Raw genomic sequence first — 16,924 nt, 5'->3', positions numbered from 1 at the left:
CAACAGCAATGGCCGCCCAAGCGCGTTTCGAATCGCCGAAGCTCGCCGGGGCGGTCCGTTTTTTCGCCGGAAAGCATAACGTTCGGACAAAATCCTCACGGAACTTGAAGCATGTGTATTATAAAATTTCAATAGCAACTGCTTGCTTTTAAAGTCAGAGAATGTTGCGGTACCTAGAGGGGGATTTTGCTTTTGAAAAGCAAAATCCCCCTCCATCGTTTTGGTGGAAGGGGCCGGATTAATTCACGTTCAATATCTGCTTAAAAATACACAGTCATGGCGTCGGGTCAGTATAAGATGCTGAAGACCCTTTTTTTGTTCTTTCCGCCAGCTTCGTAATCGACTCCACGTCTTGATCGGTTAATTGATCCAGAAAATGTTTGCGTATGGCCATGGAGACGATGGGACGTGCATCATTTAAGGCTGATTTGCCAGTGGGAGTAATGATGACCTGAACACCGCGATCGGTGTCTAATGGCTTCCGCATCACCAGCCTGCGTTTCTCCATCCGCGTTAGATGATGAGACAATCGGCTCTTATCCCAGTCCATAGATTCCGCGAGTTCCTGTTGGCGTAGGCTGCCGTCCCCCAGAAGGTCTAACCGGTCCAGGACTCCATAATCGCCCTCTGATAGTCCGGTGCGATCGGACATCTCTTTGATTACGCGACCGAAGATGCTGTGAAAGGAGCCTTTCCACTTATACCATAATTGAATTTCTTCTTCGTTCAGTTCGCTCTTATTCATGTAATCATTATAGCATGATGGTGCCGCGTTAGCGGCATGGGCGTCTAACACTATATTTTCATCGAACAGGAGCGCGGTTGTTGTCGACAAATGAAAACGCTTTTACCGTGGACGCCGCTGGAAGCCTTTGCTATAATTGCAAAAGGAAACGATTAGGCCGGGGGCTCGGGAACGTTCCGTCCCGCCGTACGGAGGCGATGATGTGGAGCATTACGCCAATCAGTACGTCATAGTTGCCGTCTTCCTGATTGTTGGAATCGCGTTTCCGATCGTCGTGCTGCAGCTCGGCAAAAGGCTGCGCCCCGCCAAGCCGACGACGGAAAAGGAAATCGCCTACGAGAGCGGGAACGATCCCGTGGGCGAAAGCCAGATTCGCTTCAACGTCCGGTATTATTTGTACGCTTTGATGTTTGTCATATTCGATGTGGAGACCGTCTTCCTGTACCCGTGGGCCGTAGCGTATAAGAAGCTCGGTCTTTTTGCGTTGGTCGAGATGGCGATTTTCGCCGGCCTGCTGCTGATCGGCCTCGTCTACGCCTGGAGAAAGAAGGTGCTGCAGTGGAATTCAATCTAGCGAACGTCTCCCCGGAGGACATTCGGGAGCTGGAGCGGAACGTGTTTATCGGCAGTCTGGAAACGCTCAAAGGCTGGGTCCGCAGCAATTCCCTGTGGCCGCTCACGTTCGGCCTCGCCTGCTGCGCGATCGAGATGATGGCGGCCGGCGCGCCTCATTACGATCTCGATCGGTTCGGCGTCATGTTCCGGACGTCGCCGCGCCAGGCGGACGTCATGATCGTCTCCGGAACGGTGACGAAGAAGATGGGCCCGCTGCTTCGCCGTCTGTACGACCAGATGCCGGAGCCGAAATGGGTCATCGCGATGGGGTCCTGCGCGACGGCCGGCGGCCCGTACGTGAAGTCCTACTCGGTCATCAAAGGGGTGGACCAAATCGTTCCCGTCGACGTCTACATCCCCGGCTGTCCGCCGAATCCGGCGGCGCTCATTTACGGCATTAACAAGCTTCAGGAGAAAATCCGCTACGAGGCGAGAACCGGGAAGCGGGTGACGAGCGGATGAGCGGGGAGGAGCAAAACGAAGCGAAACGGCGGCAAGTGGGGGCGAACAGCGAATCCGAGCGCGCGGGCGCAACCGGGGCGGCAAATAGCGGGCCGCAGGCGGAAGCCCCGCCGCCGAAGCCGCCCTCGCCGGGTCAGGAGAGGCTCGACCGGGCCGTACGGCTGCTGCGCGAGCTCGTCGCCGAGGACGCGGTCGAGGCGGCTTCGATCAACGAGGCGAACGGCCATTTGCCGACGATCGTCGTCAAAAACGAGCGCTGGCCGCAAGCCGCCCGCCTGTTCCGAAGCCATGGCGAGCTGAACGCGAACTACCTCCGGAACGTGGCGGGCGTCGATTACGAGACGCACATGGAAGTCGTCTACTATTTGCTCAATATGGCCAGCGGACACAACTACGCCGTCAAAGTCCGCACCGGCCGGGAGGCGCCGTCCGTTCCGTCGGCGACGCCGGTGTGGGAAACCGCGAACTGGAACGAGCGCGAAATTTACGATCTGCTCGGCATCGATTTTCCCGGCCATCCGGACCTTCGGCGCATTATGATGCCCGACGACTGGGAGGGCCATCCGCTTCGCAAAGACTACGTACCGCTCGATCCGGAGGTGTGAGCCGGCGTGATACGGACCGAAGAGCTGCTCTTGAACGTAGGTCCCCAGCATCCGAGCACTCACGGCGTATTTCGGATTATCGTCAAGCTGGACGGGGAAATCATCACCGAAGCGACGCCGGTCATGGGCTATTTGCACCGCGGAACGGAAAAGCTGGCGGAAAGCCTGAACTACACGCAGATCATTCCTTACACCGACCGGATGGATTACGTGTCCGCGATGACCAACAATTACGTGCTCGTTCACGCCGTCGAGAAAATGATGGGCCTTCAAGTCCCGGAGCGGGCGGAATTTCTTCGCCTCATCGTCATGGAGCTCCAGCGAATCGCGAGCCACCTCGTCTGGTGGGGGACGTACTTGCTCGACATCGGGGCGCTCAGTCCGTTTCTGTACGCCTTCAACGACCGGGAACGGATTCTTCAGCTGTTCAACGAGCTGTGCGGGGCGAGATTAACCTATAACTATATGCGGGTGGGCGGCGTCAAATGGGATGCTCCCGAAGGCTGGATCGACCGGGTCAAACGGTTCGTCCGCTCGATGTACGGCAAGCTGGAGGAGTACGACGGCCTCGTCAGCGGAAACGAAATTTTCCTGTCCCGGATCAAAGGGGTCGGCGCCTACGATGCCGAGACGGCGATCGCCTACGGGTTGTCGGGGGCGAATTTAAGATCGACGGGCGTCAAATGGGATTTGCGCAAAAACGAGCCCTACAGCCTGTACGAGAGGTTCGAATTCGACGTCCCGGTCGGCGCGAGCGGAGATTGCTACGACCGCTACCTCGTCCGGCTTGCGGAAATTCGGCAAAGCCTGCGCATTCTGGAACAGGCGCTCGAACGATTTCCGGCCGAAGGGGAGACGATGGGCAAGGTGCCGAGAGTGATCCGGCCGCCGGCCGGCGAAATCTACGTACGCATCGAATCGCCGCGCGGCGAAATCGGCTGCTACATCGTTTCGACCGGCAAGGCGGAGCCGTACCGGCTCAAGTTTCGGCGGCCGTCGTTCGTCAATCTGCAAATTCTGCCCAAGCTGCTCGTCGGCGAGAGCATGACCAACCTGGTGACGATCCTCGGCGGCATCGACATCGTGCTCGGGGAGGTGGATTGCTGATGCAGCGTTTCTGGGACGATCCCGTCTCCTGGGGGACGGCGGGAATGTACGTGCTGTACACGCTTTTGCTTCTTGCCGTCGTCATCGTTTTCGTCACGTACGCCATCTACTTCGAGCGTAAGGTCATCGGCTGGATGCAATTCCGGCACGGCCCGAACCGCACCGGACCGCTGGGTCTGCTGCAGACGGTCGCGGACGTCGCGAAGCTCCTCATCAAGGAAGACACCATTCCCGCGAAAGCCGACAAAGCGCTGTTCGTGCTCGCGCCCGCGCTGGCGTTCATCCCCTCTTTTACGGTGCTGGCGGTTATCCCTTACGGATTGAATCTGCAATTCGCCGACCTCAACGTCGGCTTCCTGTATTACATCGCGCTGTCCGGCATCACGACGATCGCGATCGTCATCGCCGGGTGGGCTTCCAACAACAAGTACGCGCTGCTCGGCGGCATGCGTTCGGCGGCGCAGATGATCAGCTACGAGGTGCCGCTCGTGCTGTCCGTCGTCGGCGTGGCGATGATGACGGAAAGCCTGAATTTGCGCGAAATCGTGCTGCATCAGCAAGGGTACTTCTGGCATTGGAACTTGTTTCCCCAAATCGTCGGATTCGCCGTGTTCGCCGTCGCGGCCGTCTCCGAATTGAACCGGACGCCGTTCGACCTGCCGGAAGCCGAATCCGAGCTCGTCGCCGGCTACCACGTCGAGTACAGCGGCTTTCGCTTCGCGTTTTTCATGCTGGCGGAGTATGTCTACATTTACGCGATCGCGTGCCTGGCGACCGTCCTGTTCCTCGGAGGCTGGAACGCGCCGCTGCCGCAGCTCGATTTTGTTCCCGGACTCGTCTGGTTTGCGCTCAAATTCGCGGCGGTCGTCTTTGCGCTGGTCTGGATTCGCGCCACGCTGCCGCGGCTTCGGGTCGATCAGTTGATGGGCCTTGCGTGGAAGGTGCTGCTGCCGGCCGCGATCGCGAACATTTTTTTGACGGCGCTTGGCATCGAATGGCTCGGCTAAGGAGGCTGGCGAAATGAAAGGCTCAGGCATGGCAAAAGGGTTCGGCGTGACGCTCAAGACGCTCGTCTCGAAAAAAGCGACGTATGCGTACCCGGACATCCCGATCCGGATGCCCGACCGCTTCCGCGGCATCCAATATTTCGAGCCGGACTTGTGCATCGTCTGCAATCAGTGCGCCCGCATTTGCCCGACCGACTGTATCTCGCTGACGGGCAAGCCGAACCCCGACCCGGAAAAGAAAGGCAAGGTCATCGACACGTTCGACCTCAATTTCGAAATTTGCATCCTGTGCGATTTGTGCACCGAGGTCTGTCCGACCGAGGCGATCGTCATGACCGGCAACTTCGAGCTGGCGTCCTACAGCCGCGACGAGCTGTTCAAGGATCGGGAGTGGCTTGCGGGCAACGATCGGAACGTCCGCCGGGACAACAACAACATCGGCGCTCCGCAGAGAGGAGGCGGCAAATAGATGCTGGACGGAACATGGCAGGCGAACGGCGAGTTCGTCGCGTTTTTCGCGCTTGCCGTTTGCGCGGTGACGGGAGCGGTCATGGCATTAAGCTTCGTCAAGGTCGTGCACGCGACGCTGTCGATGGCGTTTGCGTTCGTTTCGCTGGCCGGGCTGTTTATTTTGCTCGGAGCCGAGTTCGTCGCTTTCGTGCAAGTGCTGCTCTACGTCGGGGCGGTCACGATCTTGATGATTTTCGGCATCATGATGACGAACCATCGGGAGGAAGGCGCCGAGCGCGGGAGGCCGCTGCGGGAAACGCTGGCCGCCGTCGCTTGCCTGTGCTTGTTCGGCATTTTGTTTTACGCGATCCGAGGTTCTGGCTTTCCCGCTCCGGAGGCGGCGCTGCCGGAAGACAACACGCTGGAAATCGGACTGCTGTTGTTCACGCGGTATGCCGTTCCGTTCGAGCTCGTGTCGGTGCTGCTGACCGTGGCGTTCATCGGGGCGGTGGCGCTGGCCAAAAGGGAGGCGGATTCGGCATGAGCCTGCTCGGTTCCTATTTGACGCTGGCGGCCGTTCTGTTCTGCATCGGGCTGTACGGGGTGTTGACGAAGCGCAATGCCGTCATCGTGCTGCTCTGCATCGAGCTCATGCTGAACGCGGCCCATTTGAACTTGATCGCTTTCGCCAGGTACGGCGCCGTTCCTTCGCTTTCCGGCCAAATTTTTTCCCTGTTTTCGATGACGGTCGCCGCGGCGGAGGCCGCCGTCGGCATTGCGGTGCTCATCGTCCTGTACCGCGGCAGAGCGACGGTAAACGTCGAGGAATACGACAAGCTGAAGGGGTGAGCGTATGCCGGCCTCGTTTTCCCAATACGCCTTTTTGGCGCCGCTGTTCCCGCTCGCGGCGTTCGCCGCGCTGACGGCGCTGAACCGCCATCTGAAGCGGGCCGGTCCGGCGGTTGCGATCGCCGCCTCGCTGGCTTCGCTTGTTTTATCGCTGCTTATCGTTTTCGGACGGCTCGGGGGCGATGCCGAGGACTACAGCGCAGGATTCCGTTGGCTGACGATCGGAGACGCGTCGCTGCGCGCGGGCTTTGAAGTGACGAACCTTACTTCGCTCATGCTCGCCGTCGTCTCCTTCGTCTCCGTCCTTGTTCTGATCTACTCGCTCGGCTATATGCGGGACGACGAACGGAAAAACCTGTTTTTCGCCTACGTCTCCCTGTTTGCCGCCTCCATGCTCGGGCTTGTGCTGGCGGACAATCTGCTGCTCCTGTACATAGGCTGGGAGCTTGTCGGCGTCAGCTCGTTCCTGCTGATCGGATTCTGGTACCGGAAGCCGGAAGCCGCGGCGGCGGCCAAAAAAGCGTTCATCGTCACCCGGGTCGGCGACCTTGGCTTACTGATCGCGATTCTGCTGCTCTTTCGGTACATGCCCGGCCACGCGCTCGATTTCGTGACGCTGCACAACGTGTTCGATTCCCAGGCCGGCGTCGTCTCGCAGGAGCTCGCGACCGTCGTCGCGCTGCTCCTCTTTCTCGGCGCGGCGGGCAAGTCGGGCCAGTTCCCGCTGCATATTTGGCTGCCGGACGCGATGGAGGGGCCGACGCCGGTCAGCGCCCTCATACACGCCGCAACGATGGTGGCGGCGGGCGTATTTCTCGTCGTCCGGACGTACGACATTTTCGAAGCCTCCGCCTTCGCCATGAACGCGGCAGCCTATATCGGGGCGTTGACGGCGGGGCTCGCGGCGGCGATCGCGTTGAAGCAGCACGACATCAAGCGCGTGCTCGCCTATTCGACCGTCAGCCAATTGGGCTATATGATGCTCGCGCTTGGCAGCGGTTCGTGGACGGCGGCGATTTTTCATCTGTTCACGCACGCCTTCTTCAAGGCGCTGCTCTTTTTGGGCGCCGGCAACGTCATCCGCGCGCTGCATACCCGCGATCTTCGCCGAATGGGAGGCATCGGCGGACGGATGAAAACGACCGCCTGGACGTTCGGCATCGGCGCCCTGGCGCTGACGGGCATTCCGCCGCTGGCGGGCTTCTGGTCCAAGGACGCCGTGCTGGCCGCGGCGGCGGATCGCCATCCGCTGCTGTTCGCGGCGGCGGCGGGAACCGTGTTTTTGACCGCCTGTTACATGGCGCGGTTGTTCTTTCTCGCGTTTGCGGGCAAGTTTCGCGGCAATGCGGAAATTTTCGTCCGGGCGAAGGAAGCCCCGGCGGTCATGACCGTGCCGCTGCTCGTGCTGGCCGTGCCCGCCGCGGTTGCCGGCTTTGCGCAGTCGCCGTTCGGGGGCGGGCTCGAGTCGTGGCTGAGCGGGGAGGAGACGGGACATGGGCACGGCCTTTGGATCATGGCGGTTTCCGCGGCCGCTGCCGCGCTCGGACTTTTTCTGGGCTGGATGGTCTACGGCAAAGGCTCGCTGAACAAGGACGGGATCGACCGAACCTTCGCCTGGCCGATTCGGCTCGCCGAGCGAAAATTTTACGTGGACGAGGGGCTCGGGTTCTTGTTCGCGAAGCCGTTGCAGGGGCTCGGCCGGGCGCTGCGTCTGTTCGACGAAGCGGTCGTGGACGGGGCGGGCCGGCTTGCCGCCAGTTCCGTCCAGGCGCTCGGCCGGCTGCATTCCCGCCTGCTGAACGGCCAAATGCAGGTTTACGCCCTCGCGGCCGTCATCGCCGTCGTCGTCCTGGCGCTCGCCATCGCCGGAAGGAGGTTCTGGTAATGCTGGAGGCGCTTCCGGTTTTGTCGATCATCGCGCTCCTTCCGCTCGCAGGTTCCCTGCTCCTGCTTCTGCTCCCGCGCGAGAACGGGCGTCTGATTCGGGGGGCGGCGATCGGGTTTACGGGGCTGCCCTTGCTGGCGGCGGTCGGCCTGTACATGGACTACGAGCCGGCGTTCGGCGGGGAGCGCTATACGGAGCATGCGACCTGGCTGTCGATTCCGCTAGGCCTGGATGCGGAACTTAAGGAGCAAGGCGTCGTTTCCTTCCGCCTTCTCTTCGACTACCATCTGGCCGTGGACGGCATTTCGCTGCCGCTCGTGCTGCTGACCGGCGTCGTGTCGCTGATGGCGGTTCTCGCATCCGTGCATGTCCGCAAGCGCCGCAAAACGTACTACGTTCTTCTTCTGCTGCTGCAAACGGGCATGTACGGCGCGTTTCTGGCGCGGGACGTCGGGCTTTTTTTCATCTTTTTCGAGTTAACCCTCCTTCCGACGTTTTTCCTGATCGGCATTTGGGGGGCATTCGGACGGGAAAAAGCCGCGAACCGCTTCCTGGTCTATAACGGGCTGGGCTCGGCGGCGATGCTGTTCGCCTTTTTGCTGCTCGTCTCCACGATCGGGTTCGGCGCCGAGGAAACGGGGAGCGGCACGCTGCTGACCTATAGCGGCAACTATGACGCGATGCTTGCCCATTTGGCCGACCCGGCCGCGGCTAACGCCCCGGGGGTGCCGCTTCCGTCCGAGGGGATGAAGGAAATCGCGTTTGTCCTGCTGCTTGTCGCCTTCGGGATCAAGGTGCCGGTTTTTCCTTTTCACGCCTGGATGCTGAAGGTTCACGCGGAAGCTCCGGCGCCGGTCGCGATGATTCATGCCGGGATCCTGTTGAAGCTGGGCGTGTACGGCCTCCTTCGGTTTGCGGGATTTCTCCTTCCCTCGCAACTGGAAGCATGGGCTCCGGCGCTGGCGACGCTCGGCGTCGTCAATATTTTGTACGGGGCGATTTTGGCCTGCGCGCAAAAAGAGTTCCGGCTCGTGCTCGGCTACGCCAGCATCAGCCATATGGGCATCGTGCTGCTCGGCCTTGCTTCGCTTAGCGAAATCGGCTTCGCCGGCGCGGTATTCCAAGCGGTTTCGCACGGCCTTATCGCGGCGCTTCTGTTTCTCGTCGTCGGATGCCTGCACGAGCGCACGGGCACGACGCGGATCGACGAGCTGGGGGGGCTGGCGCGCAGCTTGCCGTTCACGTCCGGCATTTTGCTGACGGGCGGACTTGCCGCGCTCGGCTTGCCGGGGCTGTCCGGCTTTGTCGGCGAGCTGCTGTCGTTTCTCGGCCTGTTCGGCTCGATGCGGTGGCTGACCGCGCTCGGCGTCCTCGGCGTGCTGTTGTCGGCCGTCTATATCCTCCGCAGCGTGCTGGCGATGACGTACGGCCCGCTGCCGGAGCGGTTCGCGGGCCTCAAGGAGGCGAGGTTCGTCGAGGCGCTGCCGATGGCGGCGCTGACGGGGCTGATCGTGCTGCTCGGCGTTTATCCGTCGCTGGTCACCGATCTGCTGCAGCACGGGTTCGACGGGCTGGTACGGGAACTTCGGACGAGGATGGGGGGCTAAGCGATGGAAACGGTGCAAACGTTAACGTGGAGCGACGCCTGGTATTTGGCCCCCGAGCTTGTTCTCGTCGGCTTCGCCCTTGCGCTCGCCGCGCTCGATCTGCTGCTGCCGGATCGGGTTAACCGCGACTGGATCGGGGCGGGGACCGTGCTCGGCCTCGCCGCCGCGGCCGCGTTCGTCTGCTGGCACCTGTACGATTTTCATCAGGCCGCTGCGGCCGGGGGGGAAGGAACGCACAGCCTGCTGAACGGCAGCTTGAGGCTGGACGACTTCGGCCATCTGCTGAAGCTGTCGTTTCTCGGCGCATCGGCGCTCATCGTTTTGGCTTCGCTCGGGACGGTTCGCCCGAAAGACGTCCCGATCAAGGGCGAGTTTTACTATTTGGTGCTTCCGGCGGTTGCCGGCGCCATGGTGATGGCCTCCTCGGCCGATCTGATGACCTTGTTCATCGGCCTGGAGCTGCTCGGCATCGCCTCGTACGTTCTCGTCGGAGCGCGCAAAAGCAGCGGACTTGCGAGCGAGGCGGCGTTCAAGTACGTCGTGACGGGAGGGACGGCTTCGGCGTTTATTTTGTACGGCATGTCATTCTTGTACGGGGTGACCGGCTCGACGCGGCTGGACGAGATCGCGCGAGGGTTGGAGCGGGGGGCGGGGGATTTCCGGACGCTCGTTTACGTCGCCTTTTTTCTTCTCGTTGCCGGGTTCGCGGTCAAGCTGGCTTTGGCTCCGTTTCATGCCTGGGCCCCCGACGTGTACCAGGGAGCGCCGACGCCGGTGACCGCCTTTCTGGCCGTCGTCGCGAAGGGCGCCGCGCTGGCGATGGTATACCGCGTTTTCATGAATACGGCTTATTTCGCGGCCGGGAGCGATCCGCATCTGACCGGGGACGTCTTTTTGGCGCTTGCCGCATTGGCCGCCGCCGCCGCGATCGCGGGCACGGTCGGGGCGCTGCGGCAACAAAACGCGAAACGGCTGCTCGCCCTGTCGGGCGTCGCGAACGCCGGAATGCTGCTGGTGCCGCTTGCCCTGGACAAAACCGACCTGCACGCCTCCTTTTTTGCGGAATTCCTGTTCTATTTGATCGCGTACGCGTTGATGAACATCGGCGCGTTCGCCGTGCTGACCGTCGTGTCGCAATCCTCGCAAAAAGAAGATCTGTCCGCCTTTGCCGGCCTGTATCACCGGGCGCCCCGGACGGCCGTCGCGATGACCGTGCTGCTCTGCTCGCTCGCGGGCTTGCCGGTTACGGGGGGCTTTACCGGAAAGCTGTTCATCCTGTTCGGGGCGGTGCGGACGGGAGCGTACGGGCTGGCGGCGATCATCGTGGCGACGACCGCGGTCTCGTACTACGTCTACTTCAAAATCATCCGCCAAATGTATATGCGGCCTGGGGAAGAGGAGCCTGCCGTCCGCTTGCCGGTGCCCGCGGGCTTCGTCATTTGGCTGTGCGCGGCAGGGACGGTCGCGCTCGGCGCGTTTCCCGGTCCGCTGCTCGGCCTGATCGACCGCCTGTTCGAAGTCGGCACGGATTTGTTGGCGGGATGAGCGGGAATGCGGGCGCGGGCGAAGCGGGAGCGGGTTGGGGGCGCGCTTCTCGCTGCTCGTCGCCGTGCCGGCCGCCGCGGATGGGGTTGTAGACTGTTGGGCGCGATCGGTATTGGCGTCGAAACAGGAGGGAATAAGGTGAAGAGGAGAAAGGGGGGGGGCGGGAGGCTGTCGGGCGAAGTCGGTAGGCGAACCGGGCGCGAGCCTGCATAATGGGAAGCGAACCGGGCGCGAGCCTGGCATAATGGGAAGCGAACCGGGCGTGAGCCCGCCTAATCGGAGGCGAACCGGGCTAGATTCGGGCGCAATAGGGGGACGGGTCGAGAGCAAACCAGGCAAAACCGAGTCGAACAGCCATACGCACACCGCCTTTGTACGCAAGCTGCCAATCCATTTGAGTCGTGGCGACTCATCTCGAAGCGCCATACGCATATAGCCGCACGCAGTTGAGTAAAAATGACTCATTTCACCGCGTCCGCACGCTTACTACCGATCCATTTGAGTCGTGGCGACTCATCTCGACCCGCCAAACGCACACGGCCGCACGTATTTGAGTAAAAATGACCCATTTCACCGCCACCGCACGCTTGCTGCCAATCCATTCGAGTCGTGGCGGCTCATCTTGACCCGCCAAACGCACACGGCCATACGCATTTGAGTAAAAATGACCCATTTCACCGCCACCGCACGCAAGCTGCCAATCCATTTGAGTCGTGGCGGCTCATCTTGACCCGCCAAACGCACACGGCCATATGCATTTGAGTAAAAATGACCCATTTCGCCGCCTCCGAACGCTTGCTGCCAATCCATTTGAGTCGTGGCGATTCATCTTGACCCGCCAAACGCACACGGCCATACGCATTTGAGTAAAAATGACCCATTTCACCGCCTCCGCATGCTTGCTGCCAATCCATTTGAGTCGTGGCGGCTCATCTCGACGAACCCTATGCATGCGGCCGAGCGCTTTCGCGAACCGGCGCTTCAGCCGTTAAGAAAACCGCCCGGCCATCTCTTTTCTATCGTGTTACCACACCAACTCTGCACGTAAAAGCCTGCAAATGCGGAGGCTTTTCCTCCCCAATTGGCCGATCTTCGAAGCGTTCATACGAATATGCGGTTTTTTTCAGAACGAACGCGCCCCCGAGGGCCTTTCACCTCCGGCAAAGCCTGCATTTTTGCGGGCATTCCTCTGTCAACCCGGTGCCGCTTGATGGCTTCTTCGCTGCGCATTGTGACAAAAGTACTGTTTTTTCGCGGTCAGGAAGGGGAAACGCGCGAGCCTCTCGAAATATTTAATGTTACGAATCTCAAGTTGACGTGTAAGTGTTTAGCGACGGGTAAGACGGATTTCAGTCAAGCAAGCGGGACCTTCGTTCCGTATCCATACCGACTTAAGAAATGGCAAAGGTGCTGATGGTCATGCTCGCTCGAACTGCCGGCAATATCGGCAAGCGGACGATTGCAGTTTGGGCCGGCTGCGCATTGCTGGCGGGAGGCATGCTTCTCGGCTTCGTTTCGGAAGCCGTGGCGGAAGGGCTGACCGATGCGGCAGAAACCGCAGACAAGCTCAAAATAGAGAAAAATGTCGAAATTTCAGCGGCCTACGGACATAAAGCGTTCGCTTACGCCGAATCTTCTAATGTGGCGCCATCGGCGGATTCCGGCTATTTGAACGCCGTCGGCTTTCCCGAGGCGTGGCGGATGCTGGAGCGCGACGTGGAAGGCACGATCGCGATCGTCGATACGGGGGCCGATCTGGATCATCCCGAGCTGGTTCCGTATTTGACCGAAGGGATCAATTTATTGAATAAGCGCAAGCCGCCGGAGGACGATAACGGCCACGGTACGGCAGTCGCGGGAATCGTCGCCCGGATTGCGGCGGCCGGCAAAGGCGGCACGGCGAACTGGAACATGAAAATCATGCCCGTCAAAGCGTTGGACGAAACCGGCGCGGGCACCGACGCCGACCTTGTCCGCGGCGTCCGCTATGCGGTGGATCACGGGGCGAATATCGTCGTGCTGTCGCTCGGCCTTCACCGCGACGTTCCCGAAATGCGGGAAGCGGCAGCCTATGCCGAAGCCAAAGGCGTGCTGCTCGTTGCGGCGAGCGGAAACGACGCCCTCGAGTTCGGCGATAAGGCGGCGGTATCCTATCCGGCCGCCTATCCTACCGTGCTCGGGGTGGCGGGCACGGACGGCAGAAGCCGGGACAGCGCATCGACGTCCGGGCCGGAGGTGGATTTGGCCGCGATGTGGAGCGTGGAGACGCTCGAACCCGGCGGCGGCACGACCGAGATGGAAGGCACTTCGATGGGGGCGCCCCAGGTCGCCGCGGCGGCGGCTATGCTGCGGGCGGCGCATCCGGACTGGACGCCCGTCCGGCTGCGGGAGACCCTTCGCCGAACGGCGGAGGATATCGGCGCGAAAGGCTGGGACCGGGACACCGGGTACGGACTCGTGCGCGCGGACAAGGCGCTGGCGGCCGCGGCCAACGAAGATTGGCGCGAGCCGAACGATTTGAAAGGGACGGCATACGCGTTCCCCGTCGGGAAGGAAGTGGCGGCAAACTGGTCGTCCGGAACGGACAGCGACTGGTATGCGCTGGACGTCGCCTATGACGGGAGGCTTCGAATCGAGGTTTCGGACGAAAATCCGAAAGCTTCCGGCAGCTTGGCTTTGTACGCGTCCAATTCGACTGCGGCGATTGCCGTCGAAGTTTCCGGAGCTTCCTCGATGCAGTGGAAAGTGAAGAAAGGCCGCTATTATTTGCAGGCCAAGCATCCGGAAGGGACGCAAGCCGCTCCCCGCGCCTATCGCCTCGTTTCCGGATTTCAAATGGCGGAGGACGCCATGGAACCGAACGACTCGGCGCTCGCGGCCTACACGCTTGCCCCTCGCAGCCAACAGTGGACGGGGACCTTTCACGTCAAGGGAGACGAGGATTGGACCGTAGTGGAATTGCTCAAATCGGGCACCCTAAAATTAAAAGTCAGTCCGGATACGACCCGGATCGATCCGTCGATCACGCTGCATAAAGCCGGCGAGAAAGCGAAGGAAACGGACATCAACGGCAGCGGGGAAAGCGAAGAGCTGATTGTGCCCAACGCGGCCGCGGGCAAATATTACATAAAAATCCGCAACGCCGTGAATGCGCGCCCGGAAGCGGTAATCGGGACGTATACGGTCGATTTGGAATATATTATTCCGAATGAGGATCCCAACGAGCCGAACGACACCGCTTTGACCGCTACGCCGGTCAGCTTGAATCCTTCGGAAACGCGCAACGGCCTGTTCGGGTCGGGGGACGACGCCGATTGGTACAAATTCACGGTCAGCTCCCGAACCCTCGTTCGTTTGCAGCTCGACAATCTTCCCGAAGGCGCTTCGGTGCGGATGCGGCTGTCCGACAAGCAACTGGAGCAGGTCGGCGGTTGGAATCGGAGCGGGGGAAGTTCTTCCTTGAGCGGTTCGCGCGTCGTCGAGCCCGGAACGTATTACGTGACGCTAACGGCCGACGGCGTCTACGGCGAAACGTTCTACAAGCTGAAATTCGAAGGCGAACCGGCTTATACGTCCTTTACGGACGCGACGGGACATTGGGCCGAACGGGCGATTGCGGCCGTTACGGAAGCCGGCTGGATGGCGGGCTACGGCAACGGCCGATTCCGGCCGGACCGGAACTTGACACGGGCCGAGGCGGCCGTCATCGCCGTGCGGGCTTTCCAGCCGAATGAAGCCAAGGCCGGTTCCGGCTACGAAGACGTAACGGCCGGCAATTGGGCATACGGCGCGATCGCGCGGGCCGAAACGGCGGGCTGGCTCTATTGGGCCGACGGCTCGCGGTTCGAACCCGATGCGCTGATGACGCGCGCGGAGGCGGTTGCCCTGTTTGCTCGGGCGGCCGGGCTGAACGAGCCGGCTTCGCCGGCAAAGCGGTTTTCCGATTTGCCGGCGGATCATTTCGCGGCGGGGGCAGCGGCGGCGCTGGTTGAAAAAGGCTGGCTGTCCGGATTCGGGGACGGCACCTTCAGGCCCGATCGGCCGATCAGCCGAGCCGAATGGGCGGCCTTGCTGGCAAGATTGGCGTAAATAAGGAGCCGAAATCGATATGGACACGTTAAACGGCTATAGCTCGATCGGGTTGGACAGTTTATTTGCGATCGTCGTCACGCTGGGCATGATTGCCGTCTCCTGGTTTTTGCTGCAGGAAGTGAAGTGGGAGGCGTGGTTTCGCCATCCCCGCAGCCCTAGAGCCCGGGTGCTGCAGCTGATTATCGCCGTTGTCGTCGGCCATTCGCTCGCTCGTTTCGTGCTGGATTATTGGGGTTGGACCGAGTCGCTGAAATGGCTTTTCCGTTCTTAGCGAAGCGCGGCCGGTTTACGCCTGCATAACGAAAATGCGGATCGACCACACTGAATAATACGGTGAATCGGAATCGAACGGACGCGAAATCTGGCGAAAATGCGGAGCGGTTGTCAAAAGTTGCCGCTTGTGCCAATTGCGCGAGCGGTGGTATTATGGAGATTGGGTTTTTTGGGCTGCTACCAATATGAGCCATCGGAATGATTCTATACCCGCGGAGGGAACACCCATGAGCAAAATCATCGTCCGCGGCGGCCGTCCACTTACGGGAACGGTTCGCGTGCACGGCGCCAAAAATTCTGTCTTGCCGATCCTGGCCGCTTCCTTGCTTGCGGAACAAGGATCATGCGTCATTCATGACGTGCCCGCTCTGGACGATGTGACCAACATTTTGCAGGTGCTCGGGGTTCTTGGCGTGCGCGCCAAACAAAGCAGGGGAAGCGTGCAGCTTCGCGCGGAAAGGCTGACGTCTTATGACGCGCCTTATGAACTGGTTCGCAAAATGCGCGCCTCGTTTCTGGTCATGGGGCCGCTGCTTGCCCGTTTCGGGCGCGTGCGGATCTCGCTTCCCGGCGGCTGCGCCATCGGCACCAGGCCGATCGATCAGCATCTGAAGGGCTTTGAGGCCATGGGCGCCGAGATCGGATTCGGCCAAGGCTCGATCGAGGCCAAAGTCAACGGAAAATTGAAAGGCGCCAAAATTTATCTCGATATCGCGAGCGTCGGCGCTACGGAAAATATTATGATGGCGGCGGCTACGGCCGTCGGAACGACCACCATCGAAAACGCGGCCAAAGAGCCGGAAATCGTGGATTTGGCGAATTTCCTCAATGCCATGGGAGCCAAGGTCCGAGGCGCCGGCACCGGCATGATCCGGATTGAAGGCGTCGACAAATTGACCGGCGTCGAATATTCCGTCATTCCCGACCGGGTAGAGGCCGGAACGTACATGATCGCCGCGGCCATTACAGGCGGCGACGTCTATGTGGAAGGCGCGATCCGGGATCATCTCGGTCCGATCGTCGCCAAGCTGGAAGAGATGGGCGCGCTGGTGGAAAGCGACGAAAACGGGATTCGCGTCGCGGCCGGAAATCCGCTGAAAGCGGTCGACGTGAAGACGCTGCCTTATCCCGGCTTTCCGACCGATATGCAGGCTCAGATGATGGCGCTGCTGATGGTGGCCGAGGGCACGGGCATCGTCACGGAAACCGTATTCGAAAACCGGTTCATGCATGTCGAAGAACTTGTCAAAATGGGCGCCGAAATCAAGGTCGACGGACGCACCGCCATCGTCAAGGGCGGCATGCGGCTCGTCGGCGCTCCCGTCTGCGCGACCGATTTGCGCGCCGGGGCCGCGCTGATTTGCGCCGGCCTTGCGGCGGACGGGGTTACGGAAGTCAGCGGCGTTCATCATATCGAGCGGGGCTATATGGACATCGTCGGAAAGCTGGCCGCGCTCGGGGCCGACATTTGCCGGCTTCCGGAAGCGCAGAAAGCCGCGACGGAAGCGGTCGAGCCGGTTTCCCGCCGCGCTTCCGGGTTCGCCAAGGAAGAGCGCGCGCCCGCCGAAGTTCCGCTCATTCACGCTCAGCCGACGCTGGCCTAACGTTGCCTGGCGTTCGAGAAAGCCATTATCCTTTCCATCGTTCGGCTCCCGCCGATGTATCGCCGCCTTCATGCGCGG

General features: G+C 61.0%; 15 protein-coding genes. 14 read left to right on the top strand and 1 reads right to left on the bottom strand.

Annotated elements, in window-relative coordinates:
- Positions 1-274: 274 nt before the first annotated feature.
- Positions 275-835: a MarR family winged helix-turn-helix transcriptional regulator gene (locus tag B7E11_RS05510; RefSeq protein ID WP_240353152.1), complete on the bottom strand. Its 561-nt coding sequence runs from the start codon at positions 833-835 to the stop codon at positions 275-277.
- Between the two features lie 112 nt (positions 836-947).
- Here B7E11_RS05510 and B7E11_RS05505 point away from each other — a divergent pair, with 112 nt between their 5' ends.
- The 14 genes from B7E11_RS05505 to murA all read left to right on the top strand — a co-directional run bounded on the left by B7E11_RS05505 (position 948) and on the right by murA (position 16,846).
- On the top strand, positions 948-1,319 hold the full coding sequence (locus tag B7E11_RS05505) for an NADH-quinone oxidoreductase subunit A (protein ID WP_080832601.1): 372 nt from the start codon (positions 948-950) through the stop codon (positions 1,317-1,319).
- Complete coding sequence (locus B7E11_RS05500; protein WP_080832600.1) at positions 1,304-1,822, top strand: NuoB/complex I 20 kDa subunit family protein; 519 nt, start codon at positions 1,304-1,306, stop codon at positions 1,820-1,822. The genes B7E11_RS05505 and B7E11_RS05500 overlap by 16 nt, the downstream gene beginning before the upstream one ends.
- A complete protein-coding gene (locus B7E11_RS05495; protein WP_080832599.1) occupies positions 1,819-2,427 on the top strand; it encodes an NADH-quinone oxidoreductase subunit C in 609 nt (202 codons plus the stop codon). Before B7E11_RS05500 ends, B7E11_RS05495 begins: the two co-directional genes overlap by 4 nt.
- A gap of 6 nt (positions 2,428-2,433) precedes the next feature.
- The gene (locus tag B7E11_RS05490; protein ID WP_080832598.1) at positions 2,434-3,534 is read left to right on the top strand and encodes an NADH-quinone oxidoreductase subunit D; all 1,101 of its coding nucleotides are present in this window, start codon (positions 2,434-2,436) and stop codon (positions 3,532-3,534) included.
- Positions 3,535-3,578: 44 nt separating this feature from the next.
- Positions 3,579-4,541 (top strand): NADH-quinone oxidoreductase subunit NuoH, encoded by a 963-nt coding sequence (nuoH, locus tag B7E11_RS05485; RefSeq protein WP_245809640.1) that lies wholly within the window; start codon positions 3,579-3,581, stop codon positions 4,539-4,541.
- A 13-nt stretch (positions 4,542-4,554) separates the two neighbouring features.
- Positions 4,555-5,010, top strand: coding sequence for an NADH-quinone oxidoreductase subunit NuoI (nuoI, locus tag B7E11_RS05480; RefSeq protein WP_080832596.1), 456 nt, complete (start codon positions 4,555-4,557; stop codon positions 5,008-5,010).
- Positions 5,011-5,535, top strand: a complete 525-nt coding sequence (locus B7E11_RS05475; protein WP_080832595.1) for an NADH-quinone oxidoreductase subunit J — start codon at positions 5,011-5,013, stop codon at positions 5,533-5,535.
- Positions 5,532-5,840, top strand: a complete 309-nt coding sequence (nuoK, locus tag B7E11_RS05470) for an NADH-quinone oxidoreductase subunit NuoK (RefSeq protein ID WP_080832594.1) — start codon at positions 5,532-5,534, stop codon at positions 5,838-5,840. The genes B7E11_RS05475 and nuoK overlap by 4 nt, the downstream gene beginning before the upstream one ends.
- Before the next feature lie 4 nt (positions 5,841-5,844).
- On the top strand, positions 5,845-7,725 hold the full coding sequence (gene nuoL, locus B7E11_RS05465; protein ID WP_080832593.1) for an NADH-quinone oxidoreductase subunit L: 1,881 nt from the start codon (positions 5,845-5,847) through the stop codon (positions 7,723-7,725).
- Positions 7,725-9,332, top strand: a complete 1,608-nt coding sequence (locus B7E11_RS05460) for a complex I subunit 4 family protein (RefSeq protein ID WP_080832592.1) — start codon at positions 7,725-7,727, stop codon at positions 9,330-9,332. The genes nuoL and B7E11_RS05460 overlap by 1 nt, the downstream gene beginning before the upstream one ends.
- 3 nt (positions 9,333-9,335) lie before the next feature.
- Positions 9,336-10,877 (top strand): NADH-quinone oxidoreductase subunit N, encoded by a 1,542-nt coding sequence (locus B7E11_RS05455; RefSeq protein ID WP_080832591.1) that lies wholly within the window; start codon positions 9,336-9,338, stop codon positions 10,875-10,877.
- Positions 10,878-12,296: 1,419 nt separating this feature from the next.
- A complete protein-coding gene (locus B7E11_RS05450) occupies positions 12,297-14,966 on the top strand; it encodes a S8 family serine peptidase (RefSeq protein WP_176220621.1) in 2,670 nt (889 codons plus the stop codon).
- 19 nt (positions 14,967-14,985) lie between these two features.
- Positions 14,986-15,240, top strand: coding sequence for a DUF1146 family protein (locus B7E11_RS05445; RefSeq protein WP_080832589.1), 255 nt, complete (start codon positions 14,986-14,988; stop codon positions 15,238-15,240).
- Positions 15,241-15,469: 229 nt separating this feature from the next.
- On the top strand, positions 15,470-16,846 hold the full coding sequence (gene murA / locus B7E11_RS05440; RefSeq protein ID WP_139787082.1) for a UDP-N-acetylglucosamine 1-carboxyvinyltransferase: 1,377 nt from the start codon (positions 15,470-15,472) through the stop codon (positions 16,844-16,846).
- Positions 16,847-16,924 lie beyond the last annotated feature (78 nt).

Source organism: Cohnella massiliensis, from assembly GCF_900169535.1.
In the GTDB taxonomy this organism is placed as follows: Bacteria; Bacillota; Bacilli; order Paenibacillales; family Paenibacillaceae; genus Cohnella; species Cohnella algarum.
Note: the sequence above shows the minus strand (reverse complement) of the source record. Positions and strands in the feature narration are given on the sequence as shown.